At 67.3% G+C, this 15586-nt stretch carries 12 protein-coding genes and 1 tRNA gene; 2 read left to right on the top strand and 11 right to left on the bottom strand.

Translation table 11 applies throughout. The features are described 5' to 3' along the window. Window positions 1-262: 262 nt before the first annotated feature. From QMX82_RS23895 to QMX82_RS23845, 11 genes are all read right to left on the bottom strand, one after another. The gene (locus tag QMX82_RS23895; protein ID WP_133861581.1) at window positions 263-1288 is read right to left on the bottom strand and encodes an ABC transporter permease; all 1026 of its coding nucleotides are present in this window, start codon (window positions 1286-1288) and stop codon (window positions 263-265) included. Between the two features lie 59 nt (window positions 1289-1347). Beyond that, a complete protein-coding gene (locus tag QMX82_RS23890; protein WP_282288200.1) occupies window positions 1348-2901 on the bottom strand; it encodes a sugar ABC transporter ATP-binding protein in 1554 nt (517 codons plus the stop codon). 439 nt (window positions 2902-3340) lie between these two features. Beyond that, window positions 3341-4273 (bottom strand): sugar ABC transporter substrate-binding protein, encoded by a 933-nt coding sequence (locus tag QMX82_RS23885; RefSeq protein ID WP_282288198.1) that lies wholly within the window; start codon window positions 4271-4273, stop codon window positions 3341-3343. Window positions 4274-4402: 129 nt separating this feature from the next. After that, the gene (locus QMX82_RS23880) at window positions 4403-4573 is read right to left on the bottom strand and encodes a hypothetical protein (protein ID WP_208693761.1); all 171 of its coding nucleotides are present in this window, start codon (window positions 4571-4573) and stop codon (window positions 4403-4405) included. A 111-nt stretch (window positions 4574-4684) separates the two neighbouring features. Next, a complete protein-coding gene (locus QMX82_RS23875) occupies window positions 4685-5779 on the bottom strand; it encodes a Gfo/Idh/MocA family protein (RefSeq protein ID WP_282288195.1) in 1095 nt (364 codons plus the stop codon). A 60-nt stretch (window positions 5780-5839) separates the two neighbouring features. Continuing rightward, complete coding sequence (locus tag QMX82_RS23870; RefSeq protein ID WP_133861585.1) at window positions 5840-6850, bottom strand: Gfo/Idh/MocA family protein; 1011 nt, start codon at window positions 6848-6850, stop codon at window positions 5840-5842. Window positions 6851-6893: 43 nt separating this feature from the next. Beyond that, window positions 6894-8831: a 3D-(3,5/4)-trihydroxycyclohexane-1,2-dione acylhydrolase (decyclizing) gene (gene iolD, locus QMX82_RS23865; protein ID WP_282288191.1), complete on the bottom strand. Its 1938-nt coding sequence runs from the start codon at window positions 8829-8831 to the stop codon at window positions 6894-6896. A gap of 13 nt (window positions 8832-8844) precedes the next feature. Beyond that, window positions 8845-10344, bottom strand: a complete 1500-nt coding sequence (locus QMX82_RS23860) for a CoA-acylating methylmalonate-semialdehyde dehydrogenase (protein ID WP_282288189.1) — start codon at window positions 10342-10344, stop codon at window positions 8845-8847. Window positions 10345-10395: 51 nt separating this feature from the next. After that, on the bottom strand, window positions 10396-11211 hold the full coding sequence (iolB, locus tag QMX82_RS23855) for a 5-deoxy-glucuronate isomerase (protein ID WP_187980438.1): 816 nt from the start codon (window positions 11209-11211) through the stop codon (window positions 10396-10398). 11 nt (window positions 11212-11222) lie between these two features. Next, entirely contained in the window at window positions 11223-12122 is a 900-nt protein-coding gene (gene iolE / locus QMX82_RS23850) for a myo-inosose-2 dehydratase (RefSeq protein WP_282288186.1), read from the bottom strand. 25 nt (window positions 12123-12147) lie between these two features. Beyond that, complete coding sequence (locus QMX82_RS23845; RefSeq protein WP_208693755.1) at window positions 12148-14085, bottom strand: bifunctional 5-dehydro-2-deoxygluconokinase/5-dehydro-2-deoxyphosphogluconate aldolase; 1938 nt, start codon at window positions 14083-14085, stop codon at window positions 12148-12150. 230 nt (window positions 14086-14315) lie between these two features. Here QMX82_RS23845 and QMX82_RS23840 point away from each other — a divergent pair, with 230 nt between their 5' ends. Further along, on the top strand, window positions 14316-15230 hold the full coding sequence (locus tag QMX82_RS23840; protein ID WP_208693754.1) for a MurR/RpiR family transcriptional regulator: 915 nt from the start codon (window positions 14316-14318) through the stop codon (window positions 15228-15230). 109 nt (window positions 15231-15339) lie between these two features. Continuing rightward, window positions 15340-15416 (top strand) — tRNA-Met (locus QMX82_RS23835). Window positions 15417-15586 lie beyond the last annotated feature (170 nt).

The raw sequence follows: 15586 nt of genomic DNA, 5'->3' as shown, positions 1-15586 counted from the left end.
CCGCCGCCGGGTTAAATGGGTGGGGGTGGGGGGGGGGCCCCCCCCCCCCCGGCCCTCTCCCAGGGGGAGAGGGGGAAAAACGGTCGGGTGCTGGCTCGGCCCTCATCCAAGCCCTCTCCCAGGGGGAGAGGGAGAAAAACGGTCGGGTGCTGGCTCGGCCCTCAGCCCGGCCCTCTCCCGGAGGGAGAGGGGGAAGAGCAATCGGGTGCGGGCTCAACCCTCACCTCCGACCCTCTCCCAGGGAGAGGGGAAGGCGTCAGCCCTAGCGCTTGGCCTTGCGCTTGTTGCGGTACTGGTCGATGACCACGGCGACCACGATGATCAGGCCCTTGATGATGTCCTGGACGTAGGCGTCCACCCCGAGGAAGGTGAAGCCGCTGGCCATGGTGCCGAGGATCAGGGCGCCGATCACGGTGCCGGTGATGCGCCCTACCCCGCCTGCCAGGCTGGTGCCGCCGATCACCGCCGCGGCGATGGCGTCCAGTTCGTAGGACATGCCCATGCCGGCCTGGCCGGTGGCGGCGCGGGCCGAGGCCACGACCCCGGCCAGGCCCGCCAGCAGGCCGGCGATGCTGTAGACGATGATCAGGTGCTTCTTGACGTTGATGCCGGAGATGCGCGCGGCCTGCATGTTGCCGCCGATGGCATAGGTGTACTTGCCGTACTTGGTGTAGCGCAGGGCGATGTGGAAGATCACCGCCACCACCAGGAAGATGATCACCGGCATGGCCCCGGCGCCGATGGCGGTGTAGTTGTCGGACAGCATGCTGATCGGCTGGCCTTCGGTGTAGTAGCGCGCCAGGCCGCGGGCCGAGACCATCATGCCGAGGGTGGCGATGAAGGGCGGGATGCCGGTGACGGCGATGATGCTGCCGTTGATGGCGCCGGCCAGCAGCCCCACCCCGAGGCCGGCCATGACCGGCACCCAGACCGGCAGGTCGGTCAGCGAGGGAAACACCGCCCGGCCGAAGTCCGAGCCCTGGGCCAGACTCGCCGCCACCATGGCCGACAGCGCCAGCACCGAACCGGAGGAGAGGTCGATGCCGGTGGTGATGATCACCTGGGTCACGGCGATGGCCAGCAGGCCGATGATCGAGACCTGCAGGATCATCAGCACCAGGCGCTGGGAATTCATCAGGAAGCTCTGGTCACGCAGGACCCAGCCGAAGGCCTCGAAGGCCAGACCGATGCCCAGCAGCACCAGCAGGATGCCCAGTTCGGTGGGAATGCGGCGCCGCGGGCGCGCGCTGGGTAGTTCGGCGGTTTTCTTGTCCAGGAGGGCACTCATCTTGTTCTACCTCTTGTATGCCGGGAGCGATGGGCGCAGCCCACCGTGCGAAGGGTGCGCTAGTGCAGTACGGGATTGCCCGAGGCCAGGTGCATGACCCGCTCCTGGGTCGCTTCGCCGCGGTCGAGAAAGCCGGTGACGGTGCCTTCGTGCATCACCATCACCCGGTCGCTCATGCCCAGGACCTCGGGCAGTTCGGAAGAAATCATGATCACCGCCAGGCCTTCGGCGGCCAGCTTGGCGATCAGCCGGTAGATCTCGGCCTTGGCGCCGACGTCGATGCCGCGGGTGGGTTCGTCGAGGATGAGGATGCGCGGCCGGGTCATCAGCCAGCGGGCGATCAGCGCCTTCTGCTGGTTGCCGCCGGAGAGATTGGCGATGCACTGGTCCAGCGAAGGGGTCTTCACCCGCAGTTGCTGGCGCATCTCCTCGCAGAGCTGATCGAGGCGCTGCTGCTGCACGAAGCCGCCGCTGGCGAAGCCGCCCAGCACCGCCACCTCCATGTTTTCCCCCACCGACAGGCAGGGAAAGATGCCGGTGTCCTTGCGGTCTTCGGTGAGCAGCGCCAGGCCTTTCTGGATCGCCAGATGAGGATCGCTCATGCGTATCGGCTGGCCGTCGATGCGGATCTCGCCGGCGGTGGCCGGGGTCACCCCGAACAGCGTCTCGGCGACATTGGTGCGCCCCGAGCCCATCAGTCCGGCGATGCCCAGCACCTCGCCGGCGCGCAGGTCGAAGGAGATGCCGGAGAACACCCCGTCCAGGCCCAGGTCGCGCACCGACAGCAGCACCTCGTCGCGCGGCGCGGTGCGCTCCGGGAACAGCTGGGTCAGTTCGCGCCCCACCATCATGGCGATCAGGCCGTCGCCGTTCAGGCTGTCGGCGCGCTGCAGGCCGATGTACTGGCCGTCGCGGAACACCGCGACCTCATCGGCGATCTGGAACACCTCGTCCATCTTGTGGGTGATGTAGACGATGCCCTTACCCTGGGCCTTGAGGTCGGCGATGATGGAAAACAGATGCGCCACCTCGGTCTCGGTGATGGCCGAGGTGGGCTCGTCCATGATCAGCACATCGCTGTCGTAGGACACCGCCTTGGCGATCTCCACCATCTGCCGCCCGGCGATGGACAGACTGCCCACGCTGTCTTCCGGGTCCAGGGCGATGCGCAGCCGGTCCAGCAATGCCTGGGTCTGGCGACGCATCTTGCCGTGGTCCACCAGATGCAGGGCATTGAGGGGTTCGCGACCCAGCCAGATGTTCTCGGCGATGGTCATGAAGGGCATCAGGTTGAGTTCCTGGTGGATCATGGCGATCCCCGACTGCAGCGCCTGCAGCGGCGTCTCGAAGCGCACCGGCACCCCGCGCAGCCGCACCTCGCCAGCGTCGGGCTGGTAGATGCCGGCGATGATCTTCATCAGTGTCGACTTGCCCGCGCCGTTCTCGCCCATCAGCGCCAGCACGGTGCCGGGACGCACCCGCAGCTGCACGTGGGACAGCGCCTTGACGCCGGGAAACTCCTTGGTGACGTCGACGATTTCCAGCAGGTATTCGCCGGGCGCGGCCGTGGCCACGGTGGCGGGAGCGGCGGCAGGGGTGGCGGAACTGAGCATGATCACGATCTCCTCGCGGGCGCCGACCAGGCGGCGCGGGTCGCTGGTCAGTAGAGGGCGCTGGGCGAAGGGCTCGCCATGACGGCGCGGGCCAGGTGCAGGCAGGCACCTGGCGGACAGGCGATCGGAGACCCATACAGGGACAGGGAGCGGGATGGCATGACGGCACCTTTTATTCTTGTTGAAGGGTGCGCTCGCCGGGGCGAGGCACCGCTGTACGTCTTGGCTTGCCCTCGACTCTATTGGAAAATAAATTCCAGTCAATATCTTTTTGGAATTTTTAGGTGATAATCATCGCGGGTTCGCAACCCGCCCGGCACCGCTGGCAAGGCCCCAGATAGACAAACGGGCGGTCCATTGCCGGACTGCCCGTTTGCTCTGGAAAGCCGTTCTGGCGCGGCGCCCCGCCCTCCTTCCAGGACGGCGCAGGCGCCTCAGGTCATTTGGTCATGGCCTGGAATTCGGCGACGTTCTCCGGGGTGATCAGGCGGAAGGGAATCAGCACGTTCTGCTCGCCCGGGGTCTTGTTGATCATCTTCAGCGCCGCATCGAGGGCCCCTTCCGCCTGGCCCTTGGCGTCCTGGAACACCGAGACCGTCACCAGGCCGCGCTTGATCGCGGCCAGGCCGTCGGGCGTACCGTCGACGCCGGTGACCATTACGTCCTTCTTGCCGGCCTGGCGCAGGGCCATGGCCGCGCCGATGGCCATCTCGTCGTTGTTGGCGAAGATGGCGTTGAGCTCCTTGCCGGCCAGCAGCCAGTTGCTGGTCAGGTCCATGGACTTGTCGCGCTGCCAGGCCGCGGTCTGCTCCTCGACGACCTTGATGCCCGGATACTTGGCCAGGACTTCCTTCACCCCGGCGGTGCGGTTGTGGGTGGAGTTGTTGGCCAGATCACCCAGCAGGATGGCCACCTGGCCCTTGCCGCCGAGCTTGTCCGCCACGTACTGCGCCTGCAGGCGGCCGGCCTCCTTGTCGTCGGAGGTCACCGCCACCACGCCCGCCGGCAGGGTGGGCTCGTCGGGGCGGCGGTTGATGTAGACGATGGGCACGCCGGCCTTGGTGGCGGCCTCGGTCAGGGTCCGGGTCGCGGCGGTGTCCACCGGATTGACGATGACCGCATCGACCTTCTGGCTGATGAAACTCTGCACCTGGGTGAGCTGCTTGACCACGTCGTTGCGGGCGTCCTCGAATTGCAGCTGCACGCCGTCGGTCTTGGCCTTCTTGGTCATGTATTCGCGGACATAGGTAAGGTAGTTGTCGTCGAACGACGACATGGTCACCCCGACCTTGAGGTCCGCCAGGGCCGCGCTGCTGCCCAGCAGCAGCGACAGCGACAGCGCCAGGGTGGCAAAGCGAGTTTTCTTCTGCATGGTTCAGGCTCCATTCGTGGGGTGGCGATCAGCAAGGGGATCAGACGGGCGCAACGGCCAGGCGCACCTCGGGGGCCGCGCCGTCTTGAACCGGGCGGAGCCTGGGCGAACGCTGGAAAGACGCGGGAATCAGTGCGGGCGGTAGAACACCGCGGCGCCGGGCGAGGCGCAGAGCACGGCGCCGCTGCGCTCGTGGCAGAACAGCCGGCCGAGCAGGGCGAGCAGTCGGGAGGGACGCTGCACCTTGAGGCGGTGCACGGTCGCGAGGGGGAGACGGAAGGAATGCGTGGAGTGGTTCATGTGACGGCACCTATTATTGTTGTCGGGGCGCGCGGCCCTGGTGACTCGTTTCTGCAACTGCTCTCGACTCTATTGGAAATTTAATTCCACAACAAGAGAGAAATAGAAATTTCATTCGACATGCAAGTGCGACGGCCGCGCCCGCTCCTGGGTGTCTGCCAGCGACGCTTCCGGCACCCGCGCAACGGCCTCTGGCGCCAGGCTTTCGCCCGCACGGGCACTCTCGCGCGCCGCCGCCAGGATCGCCTGGCAGGCCAGCGTCTCCCGCGCGGCGACCGGCAAGGGCGCGCCCTGGGTAAGGGCCGCCAGCCAGCCCTGGTAGAACAGATCCCAGCGGCCCCGTTCGCTCGGTACCCGCGAACGCTCCTCGCCCACGCTCAGCCAGCCCCAGCGCTGATGCTCCTCGGCGCCCCAACTGGCTTTTTCGCTGCGCGGGGTACGCCCCTGGCGCAGGGCCGCGGCCTGGCCATCCAGGCCATCGACGCTATAGACGCCCCGCTCGCCGACCACCCGCAGCCGCTGCGGACAGTTCTGCAGACCGCTGCCCGAGAGGTGCGAGACCTCCCCCGAGCGATGGCGCAGGGACAGAAAGAATTCCCGCTCCCGCGCGGGATCGCCGCGGGGGAACTGCGCCTCGGCATAGACCCGTTCGACCGGCCCGAACAGCAGCAGCGCCTGGTCCACCAGATGGCTGCCCAGTTCGAGGAGCAGGCCAGCCTCGGTGCCCAGGCCCGCCGCGGCCAGGTCGGTCAGTTGCAGGCGCGACTCGAAGAGGCGTACCCGGCCCAGGCGCTTTTCGCGCAGCAGTCGAGCCAGGGTGAGCAGGTCCGAATCCCAGCGGCGCAGCTGCTGGACGCAGAGCGGGACGCCCCGCCGTTCGGCCAGCGCCACCAGGTCCTCGGCCTCTGCCAGGGTGCTGGCCAGCGGCGCCGCGCAGACCACCGGCAGGTCCCGCCGCAGCGCTTCCCGCACCTGCGCCGGACGTTCGCCGAGAGGCGTGGCGATCACCAGGCTGTCCACCCCGGCGGCGATCAGACTGCCCAGGTCGGGATGGCCGACGACGCCGGGATACGCCCGGGTCAACTCGGCATGCTGCGTCGGCGAGCCGCATACCACACCCACCAGTTGGGCGCCCGGGATGCTGGCGATCAGTGGCGCCTGCAGCAGGCGCCCGAGGCCGGCATAGCCGACCAGTCCGATTCTCACGGCCGAAGCCTCCCGTGCAGGCCGCACAGCCCCGCGTGCGTGGCAGGCGGGGCGAGCGACCTAGGCGTAGAAAGCCGGTCGGCTGGGCAGGGTCACCGGCTCGATGGCGCCGCTGTCCTGGGCCTTGATGCAGGCGTCGGCGGTGACCGCGGCGATGTAGCCGTCCCAGGACGACGGCCCGGTCAGCTGGCCGGCGGCCAGATCGTCGATAAAGGCTTGCAGCTCCACGTCATAGGCAGCGATGAATCTGTCCTTCCAGTCCATGAGGATCTCGTTGGACAGTCGCGCCTCGCTGCGCAGCTGCACCGAGGTCGGCTCCGGCAGGCGGGCGATGCCGCGCTCGCCGACGATCTCGCACTGGATGTCGTAGCCGTACTGGCAATTGACGAAGACCTCGACGTCGATGCGCACGCCCTTGGCCGTTTCCAGCAGCACCACCTGGGGATCGCGCAGGTGCTCGCGCGCCGCTGGCGCCTTGCGCGGAAAGACCACCTGGGCGGACACGTAATGATCGTCCAGCAGCCAGGCCAGCACGTTGATCTCGTGGATCAGGGTGTCGGTGATGGCCATGTCGGTGCTGTAGTGCTCGCTCACCGTGGGATTGCGGTGGGCCGCATGGATCATCAGCGGCGCGCCGATGCGATCGGCGTCGACCACCGCCTTGAGCTGGCGATAGCCGGCATCGTAGGGCCGCATGAAGCCCACCTGCACCAGGCGCTTGCCGTGGGCCTGCTCGGCTTCGACGATGCGCCGGCAGCCCTCGGCGGTGGTCGCCAGGGGCTTTTCGCAGAACACCGGCTTGCCGGCGGCGATGGCGGCCAGCACGTACTCCTCGTGGGTCGGCCCCCAGGAGGCGACCAGCACCGCCTGGACGTCCGCCGCGGCGATCAGCGCATGGCCGTCGGCATAGACCTCCGCGGTGATGCCCAGCTCCTGGACCACCCGGGCGGCCTGGTCGGCGTTGATGTCGGTCACCGCCACCACGCGACTGCCCAGCAGGGTGTGGCTCAGGCGGCGGATGTGTTCGCGGCCGATGGCGCCGGTCCCGATGACACCGATGTTCAAGGTCATGACTTCATTCTCCGATTTGGACTTGTTATGGAGTGAGCGGCGCTCAGTACTGGCGGGCCTGGGCGGCGTTTTCCCTGAGCACCCGGGCGACGGCGGCGATCTTTTCGCTGGTGGAGACCTCGGCGCCGCCGACCCGCCACCAGGACAGGTAGCCGTGCAGCATGGTCTTGGGCAGCACTTTGATGTCGATCAGGGTGGAAACCGTCTGCCGACGGGCATCGGCCAGGGCCGCTTCCAGCTCCTCCAGGGTGCGCACGCTATAGGTCTTGCAGCCGTAGGCGGCGGCGCTCATGGCGAAGTCCACCGGCACGAAGTCGCCGTCGAGCTTGCCGGTCTCCGGGTTGCGATAGCGGAATTCGGTGCCGAAGCTGCCCATGCCGTGGCCGACCTGCAGGTTGTTGATGCAACCGAAGGTCATGTTGTCGAGCAGCACCACGTTGATCTTGCGCCGCTCCTGGATGGAGGTGGCCAGCTCCGAGTGCAGCATCTGGTAGGAACCGTCCCCCACCAGCGCATAGACGTCGCGCTCCGGTTCGGCCAGCTTCACGCCGAGGGCGGCGTTGATCTCGTAGCCCATGCAGGAATAGCCGTATTCCAGGTGGTAGGTGTTGACGCCCTTGCTCTGCCAGGCGCGCTGCAGATCACCCGGCAGGCTGCCGGCGGCGGCGACGATGATGGCGTCGTCGTCCAGTCGTTCGTTGAGGCGGCCGAGCACCTGGCTCTGGGTGAGGGACGAGCCGGTCAGACGGACGAATTCCTCCAGCACCGCGCGCGGCAGGTCGTCGTCGATCTCCGGCACGAAGTCGGCGCCGGTATAGCCGACCGCGTAGACCCGCTCCACCTCCTGGCGATAGCGCTCACGCGCCTCCCCCACCTGGCCGCTCCAGCCGGCGCGGTAGTCGGTAGCCCCTAGCGCCTCGGTCAGGGCGTCGAGGGCTTCGCGGGCATCGGCCACCACGGCCAGGCCATCGAGCTTGCCGGCGTCGAAGGCAGCCACGTTGAGATTGAGGAATTCCACCTCGGGATGCTGGTAGAGCCACTTCGAGGAGGTGGTGAAATCGGTGTAGCGGGTGCCGACGCCGATGATCAGATCCGCTTCCCTGGCCAGCAGGTTGGCGGCCAGGCAGCCGGTCTCGCCGAGGCCGCCGACATTGAGTTCGTGGCTGGAGACGATGGCGCTCTTGCCGGCCTGGGTCTCGGCGAAGGGAATCTCGAAGCGCTCGGCGAAGCGCTGCAGGGCCGCGGCGGCGCCGGAATACTTCACCCCGCCGCCACAGATCAGCAGCGGCTTGCGCTTGCGCCTGAGCAGCTGCACCGCCTCCGCGATGGCGGCGACCACCGGCGGCCGGCGATCCAGGCGGTGCACCCGCTTGGCGAAGAAGTAGTCCGGATAGTCGTAGGCCTCGCCCTGGACATCCTGGGGCAGCGCCAGGGTCACGGCGCCGGTCTCGGCCGGATCGGTCAGCACGCGCATGGCATTGATCGCCGCGCTCATCAGCTGCTCGGGCCGGTTGATGCGATCCCAGTACTTGCTCACCGCGCGGAAGGCATCGTTGGTGCTGATCGACAGGTCGTGGAATTGCTCGATCTGCTGCAGCACCGGATCGGGCTGGCGACTGGCATAGACGTCGCCGGGCAACAGCAGCAGCGGGATGCGGTTGGCGGTGGCGGTGGCCGCGGCGGTCAGCATGTTGGCCGCGCCCGGACCCACCGAGGAGGTGCAGGCGTAGATCTGCCGACGCAGCTTCTGCTTGGCGAAACCCGTGGCGGCATGGGCCATGCCCTGCTCGTTGCGCCCCTGGTGCACCACCAGCTCTCCGGCGTCCTGCTCCAGCGCCTGGCCCAGGCCGAGCACGTTGCCGTGGCCGAAGATGGTGAAGACGCCGGCGACGAACCTGGTCTCGACGCCATCGACGCTGAGGTACTGGTTGTCGAGAAATTTCACCAGGGCCTGGGCCATGGTCAGACGTTGGGTGCTCATGGCTTCTCCCCGGTCACTTGGCGGTGGGCATGCTGAATTCGGCGCCCTTGGCGATGCTGTCGGGCCAGCGCTGCATCACGCTCTTGTAGCGGGTGTAGAAGCGCAGGCCTTCCTCGCCATAGGCGTGGTGATCGCCGAACAGGGATCGCTTCCAGCCACCGAAGGAATGCCAGGCCATGGGCACCGGGATGGGCACGTTGATGCCGACCATGCCCACCTTGATGGTGCGGGCGAAGGCGCGGGCGATGCCGCCGTCACGGGTGAAGCAGGAGACGCCGTTACCGAATTCGTGGGCGTTGATCAGTTCCACCGCGCTGGCGAAGTCCGGTACCCGCACGATGCCCAGCACCGGACCGAAGATCTCTTCCTTATAGATGGTCATCTCCGGGGTCACGCCGTCGAACAGGGTGGCGCCGACGAAGAAGCCGTGCTCGGCGCCGGGCACCTTGAAGTTGCGGCCGTCGACCAGCAGCCTGGCGCCCTCCTCCACCCCTTTCGTGATGTAGCCCTCGACCTTGGCCTTGTGCTGGCCGGTCACCAGCGGCCCCATGTCGGCATCGGCTTCCACGCCGTTGCGCACCCGCAGGGCATCGATGCGCGGCAGCAGTTTCTCGATCAGGGCATCGCCCACCTCGCCCACCGCCACGGCGATGGAGATGGCCATGCAACGCTCGCCGGCCGAACCGAAACCGGCGCCGATCAGGGCGTCGGCGGCCTGGTCCAGGTCGGCGTCGGGCATCACGATCATATGGTTCTTGGCACCGCCCAGGGCCTGGACGCGCTTGCCGCGGCGGGTGCCTTCCTGGTGGATGTATTCGGCGATGGGGGTGGAGCCGACAAAGGAGATGGCCTCCACGTCCGGGTGCTGCAACAGCGCATCCACCGCCACCTTGTCACCCTGCACCACGTTGAACACGCCATCGGGCAAGCCGGCCTGCTTGAGCAGCTCGGCCAGCAGCAGGCTGGCGGAGGGATCGCGCTCGGAGGGCTTGAGGATGAAGGTGTTGCCGGTGGCCAGCGCCATGGGAATCATCCACAGCGGCACCATCACCGGGAAGTTGAAGGGGGTGATGCCGGCGCACACGCCCAGCGGCTGGCGCAGGTTCCAGTTGTCGATGCCGCCGCCGATGTTGTCGCTGTAGCTGGTCTTGGCCAGATGCGGCGCGCCGCAGGCGAATTCCACCACCTCGATGCCGCGCGTCACCTCGCCCATGGCGTCGGACAGCACCTTGCCGTGCTCGCGGGTGATCAGCGCCGCCAGTTCCCGGTGGTGCTGGTCGAGCAGCTCCTTGAAGCGGAACAGGATGCGCGCCCGGCGCAGCGCCGATTGCTCGGACCACTCGGGAAAGGCCGCCTTGGCCGCCGCCACCGCCTGGTCCACGGTCTGCGCCGTGGCCTGGGCGACCCGCCCCTGGACCACGCCCTCGGCCGGGTTGAAGACGTCGCTGAAACGCTCGGCCTGGGTCGAGACCGCGCCGTTGATGTAGTGCCCGATGACGGGGGTGTCGCTCATGTCCTGAATCCTCATGTCCTGGGGTCGCCGCCACGGCGAATGCGATAGGGGTTAGCGAGTCAGCAGCCACTCGTGCTGCGGATCGTTGTGGAATTTCCAGACGCGCCGGGGGCCGGCCATCACGTTGAGGTAATAGGACTCGTAGCCATAGGGCACGCTGACCGGGTGATAGCCGCGCGGCACCAGCACCACGTCGTGGTCTTCCACCGCCATGGCCTGGTCCAGGTCACGCTCGTCGGTGTAGACGCGCTGGAAGACGAAGCCCTGCCCCGGATCGATGCGGTGGTAGTAGGACTCCTCCAGCAGACTCTCCGCCGGCAGGTTGTCGCGGTCATGGCGATGGGGCGGATAGCTGGAGGAATGCCCGGACGGGGTGCGCACCTCCACCACCAGCAGCGAATGGGCCGCCGCCGTGTCCGGCAGGATGTCGCAGACATAGCGGGTATTGGCACCCTTGCCGCGGGTGGATCGCTGCATGCTCGCCGGCTCGATCAGCCGCGGTGGCAGCCGGTCCGCCACCAGCGGATTGCCGGGCGAGGTGCAGATGGCAATTTCGGCGGTGCTGTCGGCGGTCACCCGCGCCTCGCTGCCGGGCGGCAGGTAGGCGGCATAGGGCGAGACGTCTTCGAAAACGCTCTGGCGACCGACCAGCCCGCGCCAGGCGAAGGCGCCCAGCTGCGGATGCCCGCCCTCGATACTGGCACCGCCGCTGAGCAGAACGATGCAGACCTCCAGATCGCCCGCCAGCACCGGCAGGGACTCTCCCGGTTGCAGGCGATGGGCGGCGAAGCCGACATAGTCCAGGGCGCCGGCCGGGACGCTGACGATGTCGCGGGCGCTACGGTCGGCTTTGACGAGCAGATTCATCGGATTCCTCCTCAGGCAGTGGCCTGCGCCACCAGCTGGCGCAGATGGTCGTAGCCCTTCTTGGCGTATTCGTAGGCCGGCGCCACGGCCGGGTCCTGCTCGGCTTCCACCACCAGCCAGCCTGAGTAGCCGGCGGCCACCAGCACCTTGAGCAGCGCCGAGAAATCGATGTCGCCGTCACCCGGCACGGTGAAGGTGCCGTTGAGGATGCAGTCCGGAAAGCTCCACTGGTGGTTGCGCGCCAGCTGCACCACCGCCTTGCGCACGTCCTTGAAGTGCACGTGGCAGACCCGGTCGATATGTTGCTGCAGCACGCTCAGGGGATCGCCACCGCCCATGTAGCAATGGCCGGCATCGAACAGCAGGCCGACGTCCGGAGAGGTCAGCGCCATCAGCCGGGCGATGTCCTCGGGCGCTTCCACATAGGCGCCCATGTGGTGGTGATAGGCCAGGCGCAGGCCCTGGCTCAGGGTGAAGGCGGCCAGGCGATCGAGCTTCTCGGCATAGGCCTGCCAGGCGGCGTCGCTGTGGAAGCGCGGCCGTTCGATCAGCGGCCGTCGCTGCCCCTGGATGGAGCCGGCCACCTCGCCGTAGACCAGCACCTTGGCGCCGTTCTCGGCCAGTAGCCGGCAATGCGGACGGATCGCCTCGATCTCGGCCTCGACATCCCGGTGCGCCAGGCCGCTGGAATACCAGCCGGACACCAGCTCCAGGTCATGCTGGCCGAGTACCTCGCCCAGCGCCTTGGGCTCGCTGGGAAACTTGCCACCCAGTTCGAAGCCCTGGAAGCCGATTTCCTTGCCCTCGCGCAGGATGGTCGCAAGCGGGGTGTCGCCGCCCAGGGCCGGCAGGTCGTCGTTGGCCCAGGAGATAGGGTTGATGCCGATCTTGAGTTGTTGTTGTGCGGTCATGTCGGAGCTGCTCGTCAGGAGGCGATCAGGCGCGGGCGTCGCGCCAGGCCTGGATCAGGAATTCGAAGTTGCTGCGGATCTGCGCGACCAGCGCACGGTCGTCGATCTCGCCGGCCAGCCAGGCCCGACTCGGCTGGGCGAAGATGGTCCGGCCCACGGCGAAGCCCTGGCAGCGCTGGCTGGCACTGGCCTGACGAAAGCCCTCGGCCAACTCCTCGGCCGGGGCGTTGAGGCCCAGTACCACCACGCCCTGGCAATGGGGATCGCGTTCGGCGATCAGCTGGTCGAGTTGCTGCCAGACGGCGGCCGGCTGCGCCTCGATCTTCCACCACTCCGGATAGATGCCCAGGTTGTACAGCCGCTTGATGGCGCGATAGAGCACGTCCGGCCGGCTGGAGGCATGGTTCTTCGGTGGGATGACCTCCAGCAGGAGCTCATGACCGCTGGCCTGGGCCGCTTCATACAGCCCCTTGAGCTGGGCCTCCTGCTCCAGCCGCAGCAGCGGCTCGTCATCGGGGTGGAATTGCACCAGGCACTTGATGATCTGCTCGCTCGGCCAGCTCAGCAGGGTGCTGCCCACCGAACGGCCGTGCTCGAAGGCCAGCGGCCGCGAGTTCTGCAGCTCCACCGGCCGGGCGATCCACCAGCCACGGCCGCTGGCGGCATTCAGGGCGTCCTGGCCGAAGCGCTCGTCGGCCAGCAGCCCGACGTCGGCGGCCACACCCTGACGCTGCAGGTCCTGCTCGACCTCGGCGATGGCCTGGACGAACAGCTGCTTGAGCGCCGGAATCCGCGCCGGGTCGGCCCCCACCTGCTGGGCGCTTTCCACCAGCTGGTAGCGGTGATCGAAGGCGAAGATGAACAGCTGCCGCCACTGGCGCCGCCGCGTGCTCACCCGGTGCAGCCGGGTCAGCACCGGATCCAGATCGGGCCGGGTGATGGGCACCGGACTGTGGTTGAGGTAGTCCAGCTCGGCCAGGGTCGGCATGGCCGGGGCGCAGCCATGGCGCGACACCACCAGCCCGCCGCAGGCATTGGCCAGCCGGCAGCATTCGGCAGCGTCGCCGCCGGTCAGCCAGCCGCGCAGGAAGCCGGACATGAAGGCATCGCCCGCGCCCAGCACATTGAGCACCTCGACGCGGATGCCGCGATGGATCTCGCCATCCTCGAGACGCGCCGGAATGGCGCCCTGGATCACCGTGCAGCCCTGGGCGCCAAGCTTGACCACCAGGGTCGCCGCGGTCACCTCGCGCACGCGCCGCAGGGCGGTGAGCAGGTCTTCGCTGCCCCCGGCGATCTGGAATTCCTCTTCGGTGCCCACCACCAGGTCGAAGCGCGGCAGGATGCGCTGGACATGGGCGCTGACCTCGGCACTGGCGATGAAGCGGGTCTCGCCATCGGCCTTGCCGGTCAGGCCCCAGAGCACCGGGCGGTAATCGATGTCCAGCACCCGCTTCACGCCGTTGCGCTCGGCGTAGTCCAGGGCCCGGCTGCTGGCCTGGAACACCCCCTCGGTGGAGAAGTGGGTACCGGTGATCAACAGTGCCTTGGCGCTGGCGATGAAGGCCTCGTCAAGGTCGTCGGCGCCCAGCGCCATGTCGGCGCAATTCTCGCGATAGAACACCAGGGGAAAGGTCTCGCGGTCCTTGATGCCCAGCAGCACCAGGGCGGTGAGGCGCTCGCGATCCACCTGGATGCCGCGGGTGTCGCAGCCTTCCTGCGCCAGCGTCCGGGTCAGGAAGCGGCCCATGTGGTCGTCGCCGACCCGGGTCAGCATCGCCGACTTCAGCCCCAGGCGCGCGGTGCCGAAGGCGATGTTGGCGGAGGATCCCCCCAGGTACTTGGCGAAGCTGCTGACGTCTTCCAGTGGCGCCCCGATCTGCTGCGCATAGAGGTCGACGCCCAGTCGCCCCAGGCAGATGACGTCCAACTGGCGCCCGCTGGCGAAGAAATGATCACCCATGGGTGGCTCCTGCTTATTGTTATCGGCCAACCGCGCGGACCCGAGGGGCCGAACGTGTGAGTGAGCTCAGGCTAGAACGACACCGCGGACAAATCAACAAATTTTCCACATAAGATTTTATGGAATTTAATTTCCATAACTGGCGTACACTGCGCCTGCCGTCCCACTTCGACGCCGCCCGGCGAATGGGTTAAGTTGCCGGCACAAGAATCCCTACCGCGAGATTGCCCATGTCCTCCGACTCCCCGGCCGACGACTCCCTCAGCAGCGCGCCGCTGGCCGATCCCCCCGGCAACGTCGAGCAGTTGCTGGCCTGCATCGCCCGTGACTACGAGGCCCTGCCACGCCAGCTGAAACGGGTGGCCGCCTATGTCAGCCAGCAGAGCGACAGGGTCATGGTCGATCGCATCAGCGACATCGCCGGGCAGTGCGAGGTGCACCCCTCGGCCATCGTGCGCTTCTCCCAGCGCTTCGGCTTCAAGGGCTTCAGCGAGATGCAGGCGCTGTTTCGCGAGGCCTACACCCACAAGACCACGCCGGTACAGAACTACCAGCAGCGCATCCGCAGCATGATCGCCAACAAGAGCCAGCGCGCCAGCAGCGGCGATCTGGCCCGCGAGTGCATCAACGCCACCCGTTCGGGGCTGGATCGACTCGCCGAGGAACTGGACGACGCCGCCTTCGACAAGGCCGTCGACCTGCTGGTGAACGCCGAGAACATCTATGTGGTGGGGGTGCGCCGCTCCTTCGCCGTGGCCGACTACCTGGTCTACAACCTGCAGCACACCAACAAGCGCATCCACCTCATCACCGGTCTGGGCGGCGGCTATCGCGAGCAGATGCGCAGCATCGCCCAGGGCGACCTGCTGATCGCCATCAGCTTCAGTCCCTATGGCAAGGAAAGTCAGCAGTGCGTGCGCATCGCCCAGCACCACAAGGCCAAGACGCTGATCATCACCGACAGCAATCTTTCGCCCCTGGCCAAGCGCGCCGATGCCCTGCTGCTGGTCAACGAAGGCAGTGCCTTCGCCTTCCGTTCGCTGAGCGCCACCCTCTGCCTGTGCCAGGCGCTGTTCCTGGCCCTGGGCTATCGCCTGGAGCTGAAGATGGACGAGATCCAGCTGCCGCTGGACGAGGACGACTAGCCGAACCAGTCCCGGCGGGGCTGCGCAAACGCTTGATCGACAAACAGAAATTTCTTGAACGGAAGGCTTGACAGCCACCGACGCCTTGCCAATAATGCGCGCCTCGGATGGCTACGTAGCTCAGCTGGTTAGAGCATAGCATTCATAATGCTGGGGTCCGGGGTTCAAGTCCCTGCGTAGCCACCACCTATTTCCAAGGGTCAGCGTAAGCTGACCCTTTTTTATTGCCCACGAAAAAGCCCACCGCGGCACCGCTTTTAGTCCCCTCTCCCTCCGGGAGAGGGCCAGGGTGAGGGCCCCGCCCCCCGCGCTCCGCTGGACAGCCTTCCCGCCCCCCAAGAGTCCCGCAGAAGCAG

The sequence above is a fragment of the Pseudomonas sp. PS02302 genome, assembly GCF_029959585.1.
GTDB classification, from domain to species: domain Bacteria; phylum Pseudomonadota; class Gammaproteobacteria; order Pseudomonadales; family Pseudomonadaceae; genus Chryseomonas; species Chryseomonas aestiva.
The sequence above is the reverse complement of the archived record's forward strand: the minus strand, read 5'-3'. Positions and strand labels throughout refer to the sequence as shown.

Excerpts from the sequence above, each read along its gene's own strand:
- QMX82_RS23895 (WP_133861581.1), bottom strand. The coding sequence starts at position 1,288 with ATGAGTGCCCTCCTGGACAAGAAAACCGCCGAACTACCCAGCGCGCGC.
- QMX82_RS23890 (WP_282288200.1), bottom strand. The coding sequence starts at position 2,901 with ATGCTCAGTTCCGCCACCCCTGCCGCCGCTCCCGCCACCGTGGCCACG.
- QMX82_RS23885 (WP_282288198.1), bottom strand. The coding sequence starts at position 4,273 with ATGCAGAAGAAAACTCGCTTTGCCACCCTGGCGCTGTCGCTGTCGCTG.
- QMX82_RS23880 (WP_208693761.1), bottom strand. The coding sequence starts at position 4,573 with ATGAACCACTCCACGCATTCCTTCCGTCTCCCCCTCGCGACCGTGCAC.
- QMX82_RS23870 (WP_133861585.1), bottom strand. The coding sequence starts at position 6,850 with ATGACCTTGAACATCGGTGTCATCGGGACCGGCGCCATCGGCCGCGAA.
- iolD (WP_282288191.1), bottom strand. The coding sequence starts at position 8,831 with ATGAGCACCCAACGTCTGACCATGGCCCAGGCCCTGGTGAAATTTCTC.
- QMX82_RS23860 (WP_282288189.1), bottom strand. The coding sequence starts at position 10,344 with ATGAGCGACACCCCCGTCATCGGGCACTACATCAACGGCGCGGTCTCG.
- iolB (WP_187980438.1), bottom strand. The coding sequence starts at position 11,211 with ATGAATCTGCTCGTCAAAGCCGACCGTAGCGCCCGCGACATCGTCAGC.
- iolE (WP_282288186.1), bottom strand. The coding sequence starts at position 12,122 with ATGACCGCACAACAACAACTCAAGATCGGCATCAACCCTATCTCCTGG.
- QMX82_RS23845 (WP_208693755.1), bottom strand. The coding sequence starts at position 14,085 with ATGGGTGATCATTTCTTCGCCAGCGGGCGCCAGTTGGACGTCATCTGC.
- QMX82_RS23840 (WP_208693754.1), top strand. The coding sequence starts at position 14,316 with ATGTCCTCCGACTCCCCGGCCGACGACTCCCTCAGCAGCGCGCCGCTG.